Here is a 17,681-nt window from a genome sequence, read left to right as displayed (position 1 = left end):
ACCGGCAACGGCCGTGCCAGACCGGTCACCCCAATGGCGCAGCACCTGCACGCGGAGCTACGACGCCCGCCCGGAACGCCTCCGAAAGGGCGCTTCGCCACTGCGGCAACGGGCGCAGCCCCGCCTTCGCCCACGCGGCCCCCGACAGCACCGAGTAGGCGGGTCGCGGGGCGGGTCGCGGGAATTCGGCCGTGGTGCAGGGCTGAATGCGCGAGGGGTCGGCGCCCAACTCCTCGAAGATCGCCTGCGCGAAGCGGAACCACGTCGTCTCACCGCCGCCCGTCGCGTGCAGCAGGCGCTCCGAGGGCAGCACCGACACCAGTTCGAGAAGACCGGCCGCGAGGTCGCGCGACCACGTCGGCGAGCCGACCTGATCGTCCACAACGGACAGAGTCGGCCGCGAGGACTCCAGTGCCGCCATGGTCTTCACGAAGTTCGAGCCGTGCACGCCGTACACCCACGCGGTGCGCACGACGTACCCGCCGGCCTCCAGCACGCGGCGTTCGCCTTCGAGCTTCGTGCGGCCGTAGGCGGACTTCGGGCCCACCGGGTCGGACGGCTCGTAGGGTCGCGTGCCGTCACCGGAGAAGACGTAGTCCGTCGACACGTGGACCATCGGGATGCCCGCGGTGGCGCACGCCTCGGCGAGGAGCCCGGCACCGACGGCGTTGACCGCGAACGCGCGCTCCTCGTCGGTCTCGGCGGCGTCGACGGCGGTGTAGGCGGCGCAGTTGACCACCGCGGAGGCGCCGGCCAGGTCGGCGGCCGTCACCGAGGTGACGTCCAGCTCGGCGGAGGACACCGCACGGACGTCGGCGGACAGTGCGGCGAGGTCGTGGCCGAGCTGGCCACGACCTCCTGGGACGAGGATCAACGCCCTCAGCCCCTCGCCGGCGCGGCGCGGCGCTTGAGCGGCTCCCACCAGGCGCGGTTCTCGCGGTACCACTCGACGGTGTCCGCGAGGCCCGCGGTGAAGTCCACCCGCGGCGCGTAGCCCAGCTCGGAGGAGATCTTGGAGATGTCGACCGAGTAGCGGCGGTCGTGGCCCTTGCGGTCCTGCACCGGCTCGACGGCCGACCAGTCGCGGCCCGTCGCGGCCAGCAGCCGTTCGGTCAGCTCGCGGTTGGTGAGCTCGGTGCCGCCGCCGATGTTGTAGATCTCACCGGGCCGGCCGCCCTCGGCGACGAGCTGGATGCCGCGGCAGTGGTCGTCGACGTGCAGCCAGTCGCGGACGTTCAGACCGTCGCCGTAGAGAGGCACCTTCTCGCCGTCGATCAGGTTGGTGACGAAGAGCGGGATCACCTTCTCCGGGAACTGGTACGGACCGTAGTTGTTCGAGCACCGCGTGATGCTCACCGGCAGCCCGTGGGTGCGGTGGAACGCGCGGGCGAGCAGGTCCGAGGAGGCCTTGGAGGCCGAGTACGGCGAGTTGGGCTCGAGGACGTGCGTCTCGCTCCAGGAGCCCTCCTCGATCGAGCCGTAGACCTCGTCCGTCGAGACGTGCACGAACCGGCCGACGCCCGCGTCGAGGGCGCCCTGGAGCAGCGTCTGGGTGCCGAGGACGTTGGTGAGGACGAAGTCGGCCGACCCCGTGATGGACCTGTCGACGTGCGACTCGGCCGCGAAGTGCACCACGACGTCGATGCCGCGCATCTGCTCGGCGACCACGGCGGCGTCGCAGATGTCGCCCCGGACGAACTCGAACTCGCCCGCGACCGGCGCGAGGTTCGTCTCGCTGCCCGCGTAGGTGAGCTTGTCGAGCACCACCACTTCGGCACCGGCGAACGCCGGGTAGGACCCGCTCACCAACTCCCGCACGTAGTGCGAGCCGATGAACCCGGCCCCACCTGTCACCAGTACGCGCATGCCACTTCCTCCCGTGGAGTTCCCCGCTCGCAGTCTTCCACGTACGTAATCGCTGCAACCCACAGCAACGTCACGTCGTCTGACCTATAAAGAACTAGACTGGTGGTTGTGGGGGAGGGAACGGCTGTGGAAGGCAGAAGTCTGCCGGTCGGGGTGACGGGAGCCCGGCCGTCGGCGGCTTTCCGCGCTTTCCTGGTGGCGGGGAAGATCTTCGTGGCCCTCGTCTCGTCGGCTGTGCTCGTCATCACGTCCTACGGCTGGAACAGGCTGCGGACGGCGAACGACGGCATCGTCAAGACCGAGGTCATCTCCGACGAGCTCACCAAGCAGGGTCCCAAGCCGCTCGACGGCGCGGTCGACATCCTGCTGGTCGGCATGGACAGCCGCACGGACGCGCAGGGCAACCCGCTGTCCCAGGAGGCGCTGGCCCTGCTCAACGGCGGCATCCCCGACGGCGAGCAGAACACCGACACGGTGATCCTCGTGCACATCCCGGTCGACGGCACGCGCGCGGTCGCCATCTCGTTCCCGCGCGACTCCTACGTCGAGATCGCCGACGGCTTCGGCAAGCACAAGATCAATTCGGCGTTCGCCCGCCAGCGCAACACGGTCGACCAGGAGCTGCGTGCGCAGGGGGTGACCGACGAGGCGCGCATCCGCACCGAGTCGATGGCCGCGGGCCGCAAGACCCTGATCAAGACCATCGAGGGCCTGTCCGGCAACCAGGTGCGGATCGACCGGTACGCCGAGGTCAACCTGGCGAGCTTCTACGAGGTCACCAGGGCCATCGGCGGCGTCGAGGTGTGCCTGAAGGAGGACACCGCCGACCGCGACTCCGGCGCGAACTTCAAGGCCGGCCCGCAGACGATCGAGGGCGTGTCGGCGCTGTCGTTCGTGCGGCAGCGCAAGGGCCTGCCCGGCGGCGACCTGGACAGGGTCGTGCGCCAGCAGGTGTTCATCGGGGCGCTGGCGAAGAAGGTGCTGTCGACCGGCACGCTGACGGACCCCACCAAGCTCAACGGGCTGGTCGAGGCCGTGCAGAGGTCGGTGATCCTCAGCTCGGGCTGGGACATCACCACGTTCGCCGAGCAGATGCAGGGCCTCGTGGGCGGCAACATCGAGTTCAAGACGATCCCGGTGGGCGAACCGACGGACACGTACAGCGACGGCAACGTGCTGCCGGTGAACGCCGCCGAGGTCAAGAAGTTCCTCACCACCCTGGCCGCGGACAGGACGACGGCGAGCAGCTCGCCCCCGGTCACGACGACTTCTCAGCTCCCCGCGCCGCCCGCCTCGTCGATCACCGTGCAGGTCCTCAACGCCGCCGGTGTGCAGGGCCTCGCGGGCGAGGTGATGAACGCGTTGGCCGCCAAGGGCTTCCAGCGCGGACCCGTGTCGGCGGCGCCGCAGACGAGCGACACCACCGTCGTGCGGCACGCGCCGGGCGAGGAGGGCTCCGCCCGCAGGGTGGCGGCCGAGCTCGGCGCGAGCACGAAGGTCGAGGAGGACACGTCCGTCCGAAAGGGACAGGTGCAGGTCTTCGTCGGCACCGACTACACCCCGCCCGACGACCCCGAGGACGTCGACCTCCAGGGCGTCCCCGGTTCCTCGTCCGCCGCGACCTCGAGCAGCACCCCGCCGATCACGGCGGGCGGACTGGTCTGCGTGAACTGAAACCCCGCGTAACGGTCTTCCGATAGTTACGCTGAGCACGCAAATCCAGCACACGGAGGACCGACGGTGAGCACTGCCGCACGCGCGAAGAAGACCGCACGGGTACTGGGCCGTACGGTCATCGCACTCGCGGCCGTGACAACGTTGGCGTTCTCCGGCTACTTCTGGACCGCTCTGCGCCTGGTGAAGCAGAACACCAACACCACGGAGATCCTCCAGGTGCTGGAGGACATCCCGAACTCGCCGCCCGCCGAGGACGGCGCGATCGACATCCTGCTGGTGGGCAGCGACAGCCGGACGGACGCGCAGGGCAGGCCACTTCCCGCGGACGTGCTGCGCAAGCTGCGCACCGAGGGCACGGACACGGTGAACACGGACACGATCATCGTCATGCGGGTGCCGCGCAACGGCGGCAAGGCGAGCGCGATCTCGATCCCGCGCGACACGTCCGTGCCGATCCCCGGCTTCCGCGAGGACAAGATCAACTCGGCGTACGGCGCGGTGAAGTTCCTCACCGCCGAGCGGTTGCAGGCCGAAGGGGTGAGCGACCAGCAGGAGCGCGAGCGCCGGTCGGACGAGGCCGGGCGCAAGGCGCTGGTGCAGGTGGTGCAGGACCTGACCGGGATGCGCGTCGACCACTACGCGGAGATCAACCTCTACGGGTTCTACCTGCTGACCGAGGTGATCGGCGGCGTGAAGGTGTGCCTGAAGGCGGGCACGTCCGACCCGAACTCCGGCGCGAACTTCCGCGCGGGCGAACAGCTGGTCTCGGGCGGCGACGCGTTGTCGTTCGTGCGGCAGCGGAACATGCCCGGTGGTGACCTGGGTCGCATCGCGCGGCAGCAGGTGTTCATGTCGCAGGCGATGAAGCAGCTGCTGTCCGCGGGCACGTTCGCCGACCCGGCGAAGATGAACGGTCTGCTGGACGCGGTGTCCAAGTCCGTCGTCGTGGACCAGAAGCTCGACCTCGCGACGCTCGCGGCGCAGGCGCAGGGCCTCGCGTCGGGCAACGTGGAGTTCGCCACGATCCCGGTGACGAACATCGACGCGCGCAACGAGCGCGGCCAGAGCGTGGTCACGGTCGACCGGGAGGCGGTGAAGGCGTGGGTCGCGCAGCAGATCGGCGAGACCCCGGCGCCCGCCCCCTCCTCCACGGCACCGTCGTCCACGACCCCGGCCGGCCCGTCGCGGTTCGGCCCTGAAAAGCTGCTCTCGCTGGACGGCGCGCACGCCGTCCAGGCCCAACAGGATGTGCCCTGCGTCGACTAGGAGTGCCGCGTGAGCGTGACCGAGATCCTCTTCACGCCGTTGCTGAAGGCCGACCCCGGCCGGCCGCTGATCACGCACTTCGACGACGCGGCCGGCACGCGCATGGAGCTGTCCCGCGCCACGACGGCGAACTGGGCGGCGAAGACCGCGAACTGGCTGCGCGACGAGCACGACGTCGAGCCGGGTGACCCGGTGGCGGTGCTGCTGCCCGCGCACTGGCAGACGGCGGGCCTGCTGCTCGGCGCGTGGTGGTGCGGTGCCCACGTGGTCGGCGCGGGCGAGGAGGCCAAGGTCGCCGTCGTCCCGCCCGGCGGCACGGCAGACGCGGACGTCGTGGCCGTCGCCTCGCTGGACGTCTGGGGCCGGGGCTCGGGCGCACCCGTCGACTACATGGACGACGTGCGGGTGCACGGCGACGACTTCACGCCGTGGCAGCCGACGCCCGGCACGACGCCGGCGCTGTGCGGGTCCACTGTGGAGGAAGTGGTGGCCGAGGCGCGCGACCTGGGGGCGAAGCTGGGCGCCGACCAGCGCGTTCTGTCCACTGTGGAGTGGAACGTGCCCGCCGGTGTGGTGGAAGGGTTCCTGGCCGTGCTGGCGGCCGGTGGATCGCTGGTGCAGGTGAGCAATCCCGACGCGGGCCTGGTGGCCGCGCGCCGGGAGAGCGAGAAGGTCACGCTGCAGCTGGGTTGAGCACCCTGTTGTTCTTGAACAGCACGCGGTCCAGCGCGTAGGCGCCGCCGTTGAAGCCGAGCGCGAGGGCCGCGGCGCCGAGCACGACGACCAGTTCGGCGCCACCCTCGCCGAGCAGGCCGTTCGGCAGGTGCACGATCAGCCACGCGCCGAGCATGTTGACGGCGAGCAGCACGCCGGCGACCGGCAACGCGAGGCCCGCGATCAGCGCGAGGCCACCGACGAGCTCGACCACCGCGGCGAACCACGCGGACAGCGTCGGCAGCGGCACCCCCATCTTGTCGAACGACGCGGCGGTGCCGGCCATGCCGAACTCGGTGAACTTCTGCCAGCCGTGCGCGACGAAGACGACGCCGACGGCGATGCGCCCGATGAGTGCGGCGATGTCCTTGACCATGTCCGTTGCTCCCCGATCCTGTCATTCCGCTGAAGGTCGTTCAACCTCGAACCAAAAGTAGTGCAGGTTTGAACGACCTCATGATTTCGACAGGAAGCCAACAGCGACTCCACAGGTTCGCAGATCGCCTACCTCCTGAGCCTCAGTCCCGCGCCCTCCGCGTTCGTCAGCGTCACCGCCCCGCTGTCGATCCGGTAGGTGACCTCGCCTCGTCCGAGCGCCGTGAACACCGCGTGCTCCACCGCCATCTCGTCCGGGCCGCACAGCATCAGCGTCGAGACCAGGGGGCCGAACGTGATCGTCCGGCCGTCCACCTCGCACCCGTCGGCCGAACCGCTGTTGCAGCCGCCGTGCACGTCGATCCGCCCGTCCTCGAAGGAGATCGTCGCCTTCACCCCGGCCGGCACCGGCGACACGTCGTCGTTCGTGATGAGCCCGTCGACCGTCCAGACACCTTCGAGTTCCCGCATGCCGTTCCTCCTACTTCTCGAGCGTCAAACCGGCGCCGGACGCGTTCGTCAGCGTCAGCGTGCTGCGCTTGATCTCGTGGGTGACCTGCCCGCCCTCGAACGCCGCCCGGACGGCGTTCTCGACCTCGTCCACCGGCCCGCACGACTTGAGCGTCGTGGGCCCCAGCTGCACCTTGAGCACCTGGCCGCTCAGCTCGTACGGCAGGTCGGCGCCGTTGAAGTTGCAGCCGGTGTCGACCTTCATGACGCCGTTGCGGAAGACGAGCGTGGCCTTCGCGCCCTGCGGCACCGACGAGACGGCGTCACTGGTGACGAGTCCGTCGACGGTCCAGGTGCCCTCCAGGGTGGCGGGCTGCTCGGTCACGAGGACGATCTCCGCGCCGGAGCCGGTGACCACGAGGTTCGCGCCGTCGAGCTTCCAGGCGGGCTTCGCGTCGAGCAGGTCCGACAGCCACTGGTCCTGCCGGTGCAGCTCGGGGTCCGGGCAGCCCATCGTGGTGGTGCTGAGCTCCGCCACCGAGAGCTTGCCGTCGTCGAGGCCCACCGGCCCCTGCATCTGGTTGCAGCCCGCCCGGGCGATCAGCCTGCCGTCGCCGGTGAAGCTCAGCTCGACGCTCGTGCCCTCGACCAGGGCACGGGGCTTGCCCTGCTCGGTGACCGACGACGAGACGTAGACCTTGCCCCGCAGGTCCGCGCCCTGACCGGTGGGCCGGTCACCACATCCGGCGACGGCCAGCACCAGGACGGCGAGGACGATTCGGCTGCTCATGGTTCCAGGACGGAACCGGCACGCTCCGCGGTTGCCCGGGGGTTGACATCAGCACGTCGATGCGGCTTACTTAGCCAAGAGGTTAGATAACCAAGTGGTTAGGTAAGAGATGGACCAGCTGAGCGCCACCTTCGCCGCGCTGGCGGACCCCACCCGCCGGGCGATCCTCGCGCGGCTCACCGAGGGCCCGGCGACGGTGAAGGAGCTCTCCGAGCCGTTCGACATCAGCGGCCCGGCGATCTCCAAGCACCTGCGCGTGCTGGAGAAGGCAGGCCTGATCACCCGCGGCAGGGAGGCCCAGTGGCGCCCCTGCCGGCTCGACGCGACACCGCTGGAGGAAGTCGCCGTGTGGGCTGAGAACTACCGCCGCTTCTGGGATGCGAGCTACGCGCGCCTCGACGCGCTCCTGACCGAGATGAAGGAGAACGACCGATGAGCACCACCAAGTTCGGCACCGAGGTCACCCTGCCGTCCGACACCGAGATCGCGATGACGCGCTCGTTCGACGCGCCCGCCGCCCTGGTGTGGAAGGCGTACACCGAACCGGAGCTCCTGCGGCGCTGGCTGCTCGGCCCCGACGGCTGGGAGATGCCGATCTGCGAGATCGACCTCCGCGTCGGCGGCAAGTGGCGCTACGGCTGGGCCCTGCCGGACGGCTCGCAGGCGTTCGAGATGCACGGGGAGTACACCGAGGTGGTGCCGCACTCGCGCATCGCGAACACCGAGATCTTCGAGGACAACCCGCCGGCGCGGACCGTGGTCGAGTTCGTCGAGGAGGGCGGCCGGACGACCATGACGACCACCATGCGGCTCGTGTCGCAGGAGGCGCGCGACGCGGTGCTGGCCACGGGCATGGCCGACGGTGCCGGGCGGTCGTACGAGCGGCTGGGCGAGCTCCTGGCCACGCTGTCGTGACCCCCGTGGGGGAACGGTCCACTGTGGCCGTTCCCCTGCTCTGCGTAATCACCTTTGGTGACAACGGTTCCCCCGGCCGGGGCCGGTAGCCGCGGTTACCTTCGGGGTCATGGGACGTTTCTTCTTGGCTCTGGGTCTCGTGTTCGGCTTCGTCGTGTTCTCGGCACCGGCTGCGTCGGCCGCGGCGAACACCCGGTGGCAGGTCGAGCCCTGCCCCGCCGGGACGAAGGCGCTGTGGCTGCCGCGGGTCGACCGCGCCGGCACGGACCTGTCCTGCACGACCGAGGAAGCCCGTTCCGAGGCGGTGAAGGCCGCGGCGGACAGCGGGAGCCCGACGCGGCTCATGAACGTGGCGATCGCGGCCGCGCAGCAGCTCGCGGACAGGTCGCTGACCGCGGAGTCGCCGTGCGTGCTCGGGGCGAAGGGGGCCGTGGACGAGGCGATCGGGACCTGCGTGGCTTCCAGGTAGCGATCCGTGCTCGACGCCCGGATCGGGTCAGCCTGCGCCGGGCACCCTTGGAAGTCAAAAGCTTGTCGAACGCGTCGAGTAACGCCGCGAACATGTTGGCGGACAGCTTCCCGGATCCCAGATAGTCCGAAAGCTGAGCGGCCACTACACGCGCCATCTGCCAGTCCGACGGTTCGTAGTAGCGGGACTGTCCCGACTCGGCCAGCGACCGATACCAGGCCCGTGCAAGCGGATGCGCCCCGGGAATGGCGAGTGGCGGCATCTTGACCGTACCCCGCATTTCAGGCTTGGACGCACCATCCTTCCGATCCTTGGACCAATGGCCCATGAGCTGATCACTGCGCTTGGGAACGGGGCCGCGCGTACCCACCAGAGTCAACTCCTTATCTATACTGGACCTTCGATTCCACTCCGCTGTGAAGTGAAGACGCCCCAGGACGAGTGAGTTACAAAATTACCGTACGTTACTAGTGCGTAAATGCGTGCCATGTTCCCTCCCTCCTTTGGGCGACACGCCCCACTTGGACATGCGCCTACCTGTCCCATGATGTTGGACTAATGGATGGACGCCGAGGTGGGCAAATGTGAAAGCCAAGGCGTGCGTGACCAACAGAGGAGCGTGACATGACCGGAACCGTCCAGACAGTCAAACCGGATACTGTATCCGCAGTTACCGATACCCTAGTGCCCAGCATCAACATTCCACCGGACGAACTCGATGCGGTAAACCAAACTATTCTATTCATGCAGGAAGCCGCACGCGGCTTGTTGCCAGCAGACGTCCCCACTGGAGAGTCGCTCTACCACAGCAAAGTTTGGTACGACACCCTCACGAAAGCCCTTAATGAGAGCGTTGGATGGGTTGACGTAGCTTCCTCGTCGAAATTCAGCACATACGAAGAAACTCACTCGGGAACCCTTAAGCTTGGCGATCTCGTTACAGAGGCACTACAAGCTATCGCGGGCAATGCTTCCTCGTCCATCTGGTCCGGCCTTAATAAACTCATTTCCGGCAATTCCGAAGATCCTGCCATTACCGACTTTATGAACTTTTGGTGGGGCCACACGCAGACTTCAAAAAGTTACTCGGATTTCGGACAGTCCCCCACGTTCCATGACGCGAACGGCCAACCTTGCTGGGGTTACGCATTTTTTAGTGTCAGTAACTACATTGACGACTGGCGTACCATGTTTGTATCATCAACGTACCAAGAATTCAAATTGAAGGCATCCGGGATTATGCTGAAAATTAATATGACCGAATGGAACAGGGTCAAGAGTGACGTAGTGGATCAACTTGGACAAGACATCATTAAAGGAATCCGGACTGCTTCTCTCAAGCATCTGAAATGATCTCAAACGGCAGTCGGTACGGTATAGGGGTAGGATGTATTTGCTCTTCTCCATCAAACTGCCATTAGCGTCTAACCGCCTCCGCTCGCTTGCGTAGCGGATAAGCGCCATCCTGTCACCCGCGCCGAATCTTGCACCCCTGACCAGGCGGGTCATGCCGTCAGTGGCCGTTTCCGAGCTTGATCAGGTGAGGGCCTTTGGTGCGGAGACGAGGGAACTCCTGGTAGATCGGACGTTGTCGAAGCGCCGCTCTGCCAGGAGTTCCGTTGTTATCGTGCCCGATCCCGCGGGCGGTGTCACCGCGGGTGCCCCGTGCTGCCGCCTGTCCGCCTCCCACCAGCCCACCGTGCGGACAGCTCGGTACCCCACCGACGTCACCGACGCCCAGTGGGCCGAACGCGATCCGCTGCTGCCCGACCCGGCGTGCCTGGCCGGTCGGGCGGGCGGCGGGAGAAATACTGCCGTCAGGTGATCGTGGACGCGATCCTCTACGTGGTCGACAACGGCATCAAGTGGCGGGCCCTGCCCGTGGACTTCCCGCCGTGGCCGACGGTGTACAAGCGGTTCGCCGCGTGGGAGCCGAGAAGAGCAAGAGCTACCCGGACCGGCAGAAGAAGCGGGCAGATGACTTCCTGCTGGAAGTGGAGTCCAACAAACTGGAGGGCAAGTACATAGACCCGAAAGCAGGTAAGCGCAAGTTCAAAACGCAAGCCGAAAACTGGATTCAAGCGCAGTCGCCCGATGCGGCGACTCGGGAGGCAATCCGGAGTCGACTGGATAGCCGAATCTGCCCACATTTCGGCGAACTGCCGGTCGGCAAGATCAAGCCTGCAACTGTTCGGGAATGGCTCGGCATCCTGGAGCAGGAACGACTGAGCGAGAACTACAAAACGGTGCTGTTCACCATCGTGTCGTCGGTGATGGACTCGGCCGTTGAAGACAAGCTGATCACGGAGAACCCGTGCAAGGCCAAGACCATCAAGCGGCCCACGTCGGTCAGCCCCAACATCATCGTCTGGCCGGAAGACCGCGTGTTGGAGATCGAGGGGGCGATCGAACCGCGCTTCGCGATCGTTTGCCCCCTCGGCGCTGGCTGCGGTCTCCGGCAAGGCGAAATCCTCGGCCTGTCACCGGACGATGTGGACGACGCCGGGATGGTGCTGCGCGTTCAGCGGCAACTAAGGGTCGTTCGTGGTCGGCTCGTGTTCGCGCTCCCCAAGGGCGGGAAGCGGCGGGTGGTGCCGCTGGCGTCCGGCATCCTGCGGGCCATCAGGGGGCACATGAAGCTGTACCCGCCGGTCGAGGTGACCTTGCCGTGGAAGGACCCGGAGGGGGACCCGGTGACGGTCCGCCTGCTGGCCACTGGGGACGGTGGACGGCTCTACACGGGCGACTTGTTCCACAAGGTCGTCTGGATGGGCGCGTTCCGGGAGGCCGGTCTCATCTACCGCAAGCGGGCGGACGGGATGCACGCGCTGAGACACTTCTACGCCTCGGTGCTGCTCTCCCAGGGCGTCTCGGTCAAGGAGCTGGCCGAGTACCTGGGTCACTCCGATCCGGGCTTCACGCTCCGCACATACACGCACCTGGTCCCGTCCAGTCACGAGCGGGCACGGCTCGCTATCAACGGTGTGTTCGGTTCTCAAGATCACGGCCTGGAGGCGGCATGATCATGGAAATCAGCCGCCTCCGGACCATGGTCAAGATCGTTGATCTAGCCGTTGAGCAGGGCGCGGGACATGACGACGCGCTGGATCTGGTTCGTGCCCTCGTAGATCTGCGTGATCTTCGCGTCGCGCATCATCCGCTCCACCGGGAAGTCGCGCGTGTACCCGGCGCCGCCGAACAGCTGCACGGCGTCGGTCGTGACCTCCATGGCGACGTCCGACGCGAAGCACTTGGCGGCGGCGGTGATGAAGCCGATGTTCGGCTCGCCCCGCTCGGCCTTGGCGGCCGCGACGTAGACCATGTGGCGGGCGGCCTCGATCTTCATGGCCATGTCGGCGAGCATGAACTGCACGCCCTGGAAGTCTGAGATGGACTTGCCGAACTGCTTGCGGTCCTTGACGTACGCGACCGCGGCCTCGAGCGCGCCCTGCGCGATGCCGACGGCCTGCGCACCGATCGTCGGACGCGTGTGGTCCAACGTCTTCAAAGCGGTCTTCAGACCCGTCCCCGGCTCACCGATGATCCGGTTTTCCGGGATCGTGCAGTTCTCGAAGTAGATCTCGCGGGTCGGCGAGCCCTTGATGCCGAGCTTGCGCTCCTTCGGGCCCACCGAGAAGCCGGGGTCGTCCTTGTGCACGACGAACGCCGAGATGCCGGCGGACTTCTTCGCGGCGTTGGGGTCCGTCACGGCCATGACGGTGTACCAGGTGGACTCGCCGGCGTTGGTGATCCAGCACTTGGTGCCGTTGAGCACCCAGTGGTCGCCGTCCAGCACCGCGCGCGTGCGCATCGACGCCGTGTCGGAGCCCGCCTCGCGCTCGGACAGGGCGTAGGAGGCCATGGCCTCGCCCGAGGCGATGGACGGCATGACGAGCTGCTTGAGCTCTTCGGAGGCCGAGAGCAGGATCGGCATCGTGCCGAGCTTGTTCACGGCCGGGATCAGCGAGGACGAGGCGCAGACGCGGGCGACTTCCTCGATGACGATGCAGGTGGCGACGGAGTCGGCGCCCTGGCCGTCGTGGGACTCGGGGACGTGGACGGCCGCGAAGCCCGCCTTGACCAGGGCGTTGTGGGCCTCTACCGGGAAGCGCTCGTTCTCGTCGACCTCGGCCGCGTACGGCTTGATCTCCTTCTCGGCGAGCGAGCGGACGGCCTCTCGCAGCGCCTCGTGCTCCTCGGCGAGCTGATAGGTGCCGAAGCTCGGGTTCACCTTGTTACCTCCCAGTAGCGAATACTCGGCACGATGTTAGCGCCCGTTCACGTCGAGCGCCGCTGTGCTGTTGAGCACTCAGAGGGACTTCTGCAGAGCCGCGTCCTTGTCTAGTACGAGCTGCTCGAGTTCCGCCTGGAAGCGGGCCATGCGCTCCTGCAGGGCCGCGTCGGAGGAAGCCAGCATCCGGACAGCCAGCAGGCCCGCGTTGCGGGCGCCGCCCACGGACACCGTCGCCACCGGGACGCCCGCGGGCATCTGCACGATCGAGAGCAGCGAGTCCATGCCGTCGAGGTACTTCAGCGGCACGGGGACGCCGATCACCGGGAGCACGGTGGCCGAGGCGACCATGCCGGGGAGGTGGGCGGCACCGCCGGCGCCCGCGATGATCACGCGCAAGCCCCGGCCCGCGGCCGAGTTCGCGTAGTCGAGCATGCGCTGCGGGGTGCGGTGGGCGGAGACGACGCTCACCTCGAACGGCACGTCGAACTCGGCGAGGGCCTCGGTGGCCGCCTTCATCACCGGCCAGTCCGAGTCACTGCCCATGATCACGCCAACCTGAGTCACTCCGCGCTCCGCTCTTCGCCGTGGATGTCGTACCCGTCGGACCAGACGCCCGTGGAGAGCCAGTCCGCGGCCAGGCGGGCGCGGTGGCGGACGTCGGCCATGTCGTTGCCGAGGAACGTCACGTGGCCGACCTTGCGACCCGGCCGTTCCTCCTTGCCGTAGAGGTGCACGTGCGCGTCCGGGAACCGGGCGAACAGGTGGTGCACGCGCTCGTCCGGGCCCATCGCGGGCGGCTCGGAGGCGCCGAGGACGTTCGCCATCACGACGGCGGGCGCCATCAGGTCGGTGCGGCCCAGCGGGTAGTCGAGGACGGCCCGCAGGTGCTGCTCGAACTGCGAGGTGCGGGCGCCCTCGATCGACCAGTGGCCGGAGTTGTGGGGGCGCATCGCGAGCTCGTTGACGACCACGCCGCCGGCGGTCTCGAACAGCTCGACGGCCAGCACGCCGACGACGCCCAGCGCGTCGGCGACCTTCAGCGCGAGCGCCTGGGCCTCGTCGCCGTCCAGCGCCGGAGCGGGTGCGAGGACCTCGACGCAGATGCCGTCGGACTGCACGGTCTCGACGACCGGCCACGCCGCACCCTGGCCGAACGGCGAGCGCGCCACGACGGCGGCCAGCTCGCGGCGCATCGGCACGCACTGCTCGACCATCAGCGGCGTCCCGGCTTCGAGCAGCTCGGGAACGACCCGCTCGGCGCTCTGCGGGGTGTTCAGCATCCACACGCCACGGCCGTCGTAGCCGCCGCGGACCGCCTTCAGCACGCAGGGCCAGCCGTGCTCGGCGCCGAACTCCAGCACGTCGCGGACGCCGTGGACCTCGGCGAACGGCGGCACCGGCAACCCCAGCTCCGCGAGCCGCACGCGCATCTTCAGCTTGTCCTGCGCGTACTGCAGCGCGTCCGGACCGGGGTGCACCTTCACGCCCTCGGCCACGAGCGCGCGCAGGTGCTCGCCGGGCACGTGCTCGTGGTCGAACGTGACGACCTCGCAGCCCTTCGAGAACGCGCGCAACGCGTCCAGGTCGGTGTGCGTGCCGAGCACCACGTCCCGCGCGACGAGCGCGGCGGGGTCGTTCTCGGAGACGGCGAGCACGCGCAGCGACTGCCCGAGCGGGATCGCGGCCTGGTGCGTCATGCGGGCGAGCTGGCCGCCGCCGATCATTCCGACGACGGGGAGACGGGTGCGAGAGTCCACGGTTCAGGCATTCTACCTGCGGCTTCACTCGGCCTTGGTCGTGGTGGCCTTCTGCGCGTCCTCCCCGCCCGCGGCGGGCTCGGTGAGCACCACGACCGACACCTCGGGCGTGATGCGGCGGTGCGAACGGGAGGGCTTCCAGGTCCCGCCGCGGCGCAGCCCCCGGAACGCCAGCGCGAACAGCCCGGCGGCGAGCAGCGCGCAGACGCCGAACTCGAAGAACTGGAACAGCCCGATCCGGTCGACCGGCTGGTAGTCGACGTACGTGCCTATCGCGAACTTCTTGCCGCGCATGCAGGTGTCCGCGTCGACCCCCAGGCACACCTCCGCCACGGACACGGGTTCCGCGTCGGCACCGACGAAGCCGCTGCCGAGCTCCACGCTGCCGCCGGGCGGCGTCGCGGTCTCCCCCCAGGTGGCGATCAACCGCTTCGGAGGCAGGTAGTGGTCCCGCGCGTACACGGCCAGCAGCACGCGGACGAGCGTGAAGACCACCAGCGTCGCGGCCATCGCCGTCACCACGTGCCGGGACAGCAGGCCGATCAGCACTCCGAGCGCGAACCCGAGGGCCGCGTAGCCGGCCTGCACGAGCGGGGACGACTCGAAGCCCGCCCACGCCCCCTCCCGGCCGCCGAAGCCGTTGCCGGCCCCGACCAGCGCACCCAGCGCTACGGCCAGCGATCCGAGCACGAGGGCCTTGCCGCGCAACCACTCCACCGGGGTGACGTCCTGTCCCCACGCGACGAAGTAGGTGCGTTCCTCGAGCTCGCGGGCGATCAGCGGCGCACCCCAGAAGACGCCGACCACGCCACCGAACACGAGCTGCGCCATGAGGCCGTAGAAGCCGGCCATCAGCAGCGAGCCCGCCTGGCCGTTCTCCGTCGAGAGCAGGGCGGCTGCGGCGAGCAGCCCGAACGCCACGACCCCGATGACGGACCAGCGGTGCTGGCGCCAGGTCAGCCAGGCGAGCGACTCGAGCCTCATGCCGCACGCTCCAGGTGTGCCACGACGAGCTCCTCCAGCGTCACGAACCGCGCGGTCCACGGCTCGTCGATCGGCGTGCCGCCGGAGCGCACGAGGAACGACGACTGCGACTCACCGTGCTTCGCGAGGACCACAGGTCCCTCCACGGGTGGTTTCAAGGCGTGCGGGCCTGTGTAGAGAACGTGTTCTTCGAGCAGCTCGTCGGTGTCCCCGTCGATCAGCACCCTCCCGCCGGACAGCAGGAGCAGCCGGTCGGCGACGCCGCTGATCTCCGCGACGACGTGCGTGGAGAAGACGAGCGTCGTGCCGTTGTCGCTGACCTCGGTCAGCAGCTCGCGCATGACCTCGCGGCGCGCGAGCGGGTCCAGCTCGGACAGCGGTTCGTCCAGCAGCAGCACGTCCGGGCGCGAGCCCAGCGCCAGCGCCAGCGTCACGTGCGTGCGCTGGCCGCCGGACAGGTCCTCCGCCTGGAGCTTGCGCGGGACCTTGAACCTGGTGAGCCACTCGTCGGCGCGCCGGTGGTCCCAGACGTCGTTCATGCGACGCCCGAACTCCAGCACGTCCGCGACCTTGAAGCTGCGGTACATCGGCTTGTGCTGCGGCACGTGGGCCACCCTGCCCGCGGTCGAGGTGTGCCCCGACTCCGGCCGCAGGTGCCCTGCCAGCACGTTCAGCAGCGTCGACTTGCCGGAGCCGTTGGCCCCCACCACCGCCGTGACGCTTCCCGGCGGCAGCTCGAACGAGACGTTGCGGACCGCCCACTTCGACAGCCCGGCCGCGACCACGCTCATTGCGCTCCCCCACTCAGCACCTCGCGCAGCAGCGCGTAGATGTCCTCGTCCTCCAACCCGGCGGAGCGTGCCTCCGCGACCCACCCGGCGAGGCTCTCGCGCAGCGGGTCCAGGTCCTCGGGGGCGGCGGACCCCAGGGACGCCTTGACGAAGGTGCCGGAGCCCTGGCGGGCCTCGACGAGGCCGGCGAGCTCCAGCTCGCGGTAGGCCTTGAGCACGGTGTTCGCGTTCACGCCGCTCGTGGCGACAACGTCGCGGACCGTCGGCAGCCGGTCGCCCGGCTTCAGCCAGCCGAGCCTCAGGGCCTCCCTGACCTGCTGTCCGAGCTGCAGGTACGCGGGAAAGCCGCTGCCGCGGTCAACGTGGAACTCGACCACGCACGCTCCCAGATTGTTCTAATTGACTAGGACAATAGAACACTTCGGGAGCGTTGGGAAGCGGCCCGGTGGGGACGCGGGGAGAACCCCTGGGCGCGGGACAGGGGAAATCAGCGCCCGAGCGAGGTGAGCAGCGCACACGCCTTGGTGTGCGAGTCCGGAAGGCGTTCGATCCAGACCTTCGCGGGTCCGGCCGGCCGGACGTTCGGGTCGTCGGCGAGGCGGTCGGCCGCCAGCACCCGCAGGTTCGACACCTTGCGCGAGAGCAGTTCGTCACGACGGACGAGCACCGCGGCCACGCTCGGCCCGAGGGTCGCCAACGTCTCCCCGTTGTCGAAAACGGTGCGCAGCGCGTCGGACACGAGGGTCATGGCGACGACGCGCGACCAGCCGGAGGCGCGGTGCACGTCGAGCCGCAGCAGTACGAGCACGTAGTCCAGCGGCGCGACCGGTGTCTCCCGGTACACCTCGCCGAGGCGCGTCCGCAGGTAGGCGGCGGTGGCGAGCCCGGTCAGCGGGTCCTCGGCCGCGCAGTCGCCCACCTGCCTCGTCACGACGTCCGCCCAGCCCAGCGCCGTCATCCGCAGCATCCCCGAGGGGAGCGCGTCGACGTCCGGCGACACGACGTGCGACGAGTCGGTCAGCACGGCGTGCAGCGCGGCCAGGTCGAGCAACGTCTCGCCGAGGCCCGCTCCTGTCTCGGCTCTCGCCCGGCCCAGGCGGACCAGCGCGTCGCCGGGGTCGGCGCCCTCCAGCACCGCCGCGCACACGTCGTCGACCTCGGCGAGCGGCCAGTCCGCGGGGAAAGCCCAGCCTGCGGCCATGGTGGCGGTGCGCCACCTCGACTTCAGGAGGCGTTCCGCTTGTGCGACACCCACCCGGTCTCCTCTCAGCTCACCCGATTCCAGGTGGGAGACGCACCCGTCGCCCGTTCGTGACGCAACCCGCGCGGGGGATTGAGATGACTGCGCTGCGCGCCGTAAGTCACACTGAGCGCCGCGAGGAGGGAAACGAAG

At 68.6% G+C, this 17,681-nt stretch carries 20 protein-coding genes and 2 pseudogenes; 9 read left to right on the top strand and 13 right to left on the bottom strand.

The features are described from left to right. Nucleotides 1–25 precede the first annotated feature (25 nt). A complete protein-coding gene (gene rfbD / locus V1227_RS32570) occupies nt 26–922 on the bottom strand; it encodes a dTDP-4-dehydrorhamnose reductase (RefSeq protein WP_329789072.1) in 897 nt (298 codons plus the stop codon). Then, nucleotides 880–1,866 (bottom strand): dTDP-glucose 4,6-dehydratase, encoded by a 987-nt coding sequence (rfbB, locus tag V1227_RS32565; RefSeq protein ID WP_329789071.1) that lies wholly within the window; start codon nt 1,864–1,866, stop codon nt 880–882. Before rfbB ends, rfbD begins: the two co-directional genes overlap by 43 nt. Before the next feature lie 126 nt (nt 1,867–1,992). Here rfbB and V1227_RS32560 point away from each other — a divergent pair, with 126 nt between their 5' ends. The 3 genes from V1227_RS32560 (at nt 1,993) to V1227_RS32550 (ending at nt 5,502) form a co-directional block, all read left to right on the top strand. Then, the gene (locus tag V1227_RS32560) at nt 1,993–3,540 is read left to right on the top strand and encodes an LCP family protein (RefSeq protein WP_329789070.1); all 1,548 of its coding nucleotides are present in this window, start codon (nt 1,993–1,995) and stop codon (nt 3,538–3,540) included. Between the two features lie 66 nt (nt 3,541–3,606). Further along, entirely contained in the window at nt 3,607–4,809 is a 1,203-nt protein-coding gene (locus V1227_RS32555) for an LCP family protein (protein ID WP_329789069.1), read from the top strand. Nucleotides 4,810–4,818: 9 nt separating this feature from the next. Further along, a complete protein-coding gene (locus V1227_RS32550) occupies nt 4,819–5,502 on the top strand; it encodes a TIGR03089 family protein (RefSeq protein WP_236221450.1) in 684 nt (227 codons plus the stop codon). On the opposite strand, the gene V1227_RS32545 is transcribed toward V1227_RS32550, so the two are convergent. From V1227_RS32545 to V1227_RS32535, 3 genes are all read right to left on the bottom strand, one after another. Beyond that, on the bottom strand, nt 5,483–5,899 hold the full coding sequence (locus V1227_RS32545) for a DoxX family protein (protein WP_329789068.1): 417 nt from the start codon (nt 5,897–5,899) through the stop codon (nt 5,483–5,485). The genes V1227_RS32550 and V1227_RS32545 overlap by 20 nt on opposite strands. Nucleotides 5,900–6,027: 128 nt before the next feature. Further along, nucleotides 6,028–6,369, bottom strand: coding sequence for an META domain-containing protein (locus V1227_RS32540; RefSeq protein WP_329789067.1), 342 nt, complete (start codon nt 6,367–6,369; stop codon nt 6,028–6,030). A gap of 10 nt (nt 6,370–6,379) precedes the next feature. Beyond that, a complete protein-coding gene (locus V1227_RS32535) occupies nt 6,380–7,138 on the bottom strand; it encodes an META domain-containing protein (protein WP_329789066.1) in 759 nt (252 codons plus the stop codon). A gap of 109 nt (nt 7,139–7,247) precedes the next feature. Here V1227_RS32535 and V1227_RS32530 point away from each other — a divergent pair, with 109 nt between their 5' ends. From V1227_RS32530 to V1227_RS32520, 3 genes are all read left to right on the top strand, one after another. Further along, the gene (locus V1227_RS32530) at nt 7,248–7,574 is read left to right on the top strand and encodes an ArsR/SmtB family transcription factor (RefSeq protein ID WP_329789065.1); all 327 of its coding nucleotides are present in this window, start codon (nt 7,248–7,250) and stop codon (nt 7,572–7,574) included. Continuing rightward, nucleotides 7,571–8,053: an SRPBCC domain-containing protein gene (locus V1227_RS32525; protein WP_329789064.1), complete on the top strand. Its 483-nt coding sequence runs from the start codon at nt 7,571–7,573 to the stop codon at nt 8,051–8,053. Before V1227_RS32530 ends, V1227_RS32525 begins: the two co-directional genes overlap by 4 nt. A gap of 109 nt (nt 8,054–8,162) precedes the next feature. Beyond that, nucleotides 8,163–8,522, top strand: coding sequence for a hypothetical protein (locus tag V1227_RS32520; RefSeq protein WP_329789063.1), 360 nt, complete (start codon nt 8,163–8,165; stop codon nt 8,520–8,522). Nucleotides 8,523–8,562: 40 nt separating this feature from the next. On the opposite strand, the pseudogene V1227_RS40745 reads toward V1227_RS32520, so the two are convergent. Continuing rightward, a pseudogene (locus V1227_RS40745) lies at nt 8,563–8,892 on the bottom strand (phage terminase small subunit); the annotation flags it as partial. Between the two features lie 254 nt (nt 8,893–9,146). Between V1227_RS40745 and V1227_RS32515 the strand changes: the two are divergent. The 3 genes and pseudogenes from V1227_RS32515 to V1227_RS32505 all read left to right on the top strand — a co-directional run bounded on the left by V1227_RS32515 (nt 9,147) and on the right by V1227_RS32505 (nt 11,545). Then, nucleotides 9,147–9,875, top strand: coding sequence for a hypothetical protein (locus V1227_RS32515; protein ID WP_329789062.1), 729 nt, complete (start codon nt 9,147–9,149; stop codon nt 9,873–9,875). Between the two features lie 346 nt (nt 9,876–10,221). Continuing rightward, nucleotides 10,222–10,451, top strand: a pseudogene (locus tag V1227_RS32510) (transposase); the annotation flags it as partial. Continuing rightward, a complete protein-coding gene (locus tag V1227_RS32505) occupies nt 10,448–11,545 on the top strand; it encodes a tyrosine-type recombinase/integrase (RefSeq protein ID WP_329789061.1) in 1,098 nt (365 codons plus the stop codon). The pseudogene V1227_RS32510 and the gene V1227_RS32505, both read left to right, overlap by 4 nt. Nucleotides 11,546–11,589: 44 nt before the next feature. On the opposite strand, the gene V1227_RS32500 is transcribed toward V1227_RS32505, so the two are convergent. From V1227_RS32500 to V1227_RS32470, 7 genes are all read right to left on the bottom strand, one after another. Beyond that, entirely contained in the window at nt 11,590–12,753 is a 1,164-nt protein-coding gene (locus tag V1227_RS32500; protein WP_329789060.1) for an acyl-CoA dehydrogenase, read from the bottom strand. Between the two features lie 78 nt (nt 12,754–12,831). Further along, entirely contained in the window at nt 12,832–13,320 is a 489-nt protein-coding gene (gene purE, locus V1227_RS32495; RefSeq protein ID WP_329789059.1) for a 5-(carboxyamino)imidazole ribonucleotide mutase, read from the bottom strand. Then, nucleotides 13,317–14,513: a 5-(carboxyamino)imidazole ribonucleotide synthase gene (locus V1227_RS32490; RefSeq protein WP_236221457.1), complete on the bottom strand. Its 1,197-nt coding sequence runs from the start codon at nt 14,511–14,513 to the stop codon at nt 13,317–13,319. Before V1227_RS32490 ends, purE begins: the two co-directional genes overlap by 4 nt. A gap of 24 nt (nt 14,514–14,537) precedes the next feature. Beyond that, nucleotides 14,538–15,497: a hypothetical protein gene (locus V1227_RS32485; RefSeq protein WP_329789058.1), complete on the bottom strand. Its 960-nt coding sequence runs from the start codon at nt 15,495–15,497 to the stop codon at nt 14,538–14,540. Further along, the gene (locus V1227_RS32480) at nt 15,494–16,288 is read right to left on the bottom strand and encodes an ABC transporter ATP-binding protein (RefSeq protein ID WP_329789057.1); all 795 of its coding nucleotides are present in this window, start codon (nt 16,286–16,288) and stop codon (nt 15,494–15,496) included. The genes V1227_RS32485 and V1227_RS32480 overlap by 4 nt, the downstream gene beginning before the upstream one ends. Next, nucleotides 16,285–16,665 (bottom strand): GntR family transcriptional regulator, encoded by a 381-nt coding sequence (locus V1227_RS32475; protein WP_329789056.1) that lies wholly within the window; start codon nt 16,663–16,665, stop codon nt 16,285–16,287. The genes V1227_RS32480 and V1227_RS32475 overlap by 4 nt, the downstream gene beginning before the upstream one ends. Before the next feature lie 110 nt (nt 16,666–16,775). Continuing rightward, nucleotides 16,776–17,543 carry a GGDEF domain-containing protein gene (locus V1227_RS32470; protein ID WP_329789055.1) on the bottom strand — a complete coding sequence of 256 codons (768 nt, stop codon included), beginning with the start codon at nt 17,541–17,543 and terminating at the stop codon, nt 16,776–16,778. Nucleotides 17,544–17,681 lie beyond the last annotated feature (138 nt).

The organism is Lentzea sp. DG1S-22, from assembly GCF_036321065.1.
In the GTDB taxonomy this organism is placed as follows: domain Bacteria; phylum Actinomycetota; class Actinomycetes; order Mycobacteriales; family Pseudonocardiaceae; genus Lentzea; species Lentzea jiangxiensis.
The sequence above is the reverse complement of the archived record's forward strand: the minus strand, read 5'-3'. Positions and strand labels throughout refer to the sequence as shown.

Excerpts from the sequence above, each read along its gene's own strand:
- rfbB (WP_329789071.1), bottom strand. The coding sequence starts at position 1,866 with ATGCGCGTACTGGTGACAGGTGGGGCCGGGTTCATCGGCTCGCACTAC.
- V1227_RS32545 (WP_329789068.1), bottom strand. The coding sequence starts at position 5,899 with ATGGTCAAGGACATCGCCGCACTCATCGGGCGCATCGCCGTCGGCGTC.
- V1227_RS32540 (WP_329789067.1), bottom strand. The coding sequence starts at position 6,369 with ATGCGGGAACTCGAAGGTGTCTGGACGGTCGACGGGCTCATCACGAAC.
- V1227_RS32535 (WP_329789066.1), bottom strand. The coding sequence starts at position 7,138 with ATGAGCAGCCGAATCGTCCTCGCCGTCCTGGTGCTGGCCGTCGCCGGA.
- V1227_RS32530 (WP_329789065.1), top strand. The coding sequence starts at position 7,248 with ATGGACCAGCTGAGCGCCACCTTCGCCGCGCTGGCGGACCCCACCCGC.
- V1227_RS32525 (WP_329789064.1), top strand. The coding sequence starts at position 7,571 with ATGAGCACCACCAAGTTCGGCACCGAGGTCACCCTGCCGTCCGACACC.
- V1227_RS32520 (WP_329789063.1), top strand. The coding sequence starts at position 8,163 with ATGGGACGTTTCTTCTTGGCTCTGGGTCTCGTGTTCGGCTTCGTCGTG.
- V1227_RS32515 (WP_329789062.1), top strand. The coding sequence starts at position 9,147 with ATGACCGGAACCGTCCAGACAGTCAAACCGGATACTGTATCCGCAGTT.
- V1227_RS32485 (WP_329789058.1), bottom strand. The coding sequence starts at position 15,497 with ATGAGGCTCGAGTCGCTCGCCTGGCTGACCTGGCGCCAGCACCGCTGG.
- V1227_RS32480 (WP_329789057.1), bottom strand. The coding sequence starts at position 16,288 with ATGAGCGTGGTCGCGGCCGGGCTGTCGAAGTGGGCGGTCCGCAACGTC.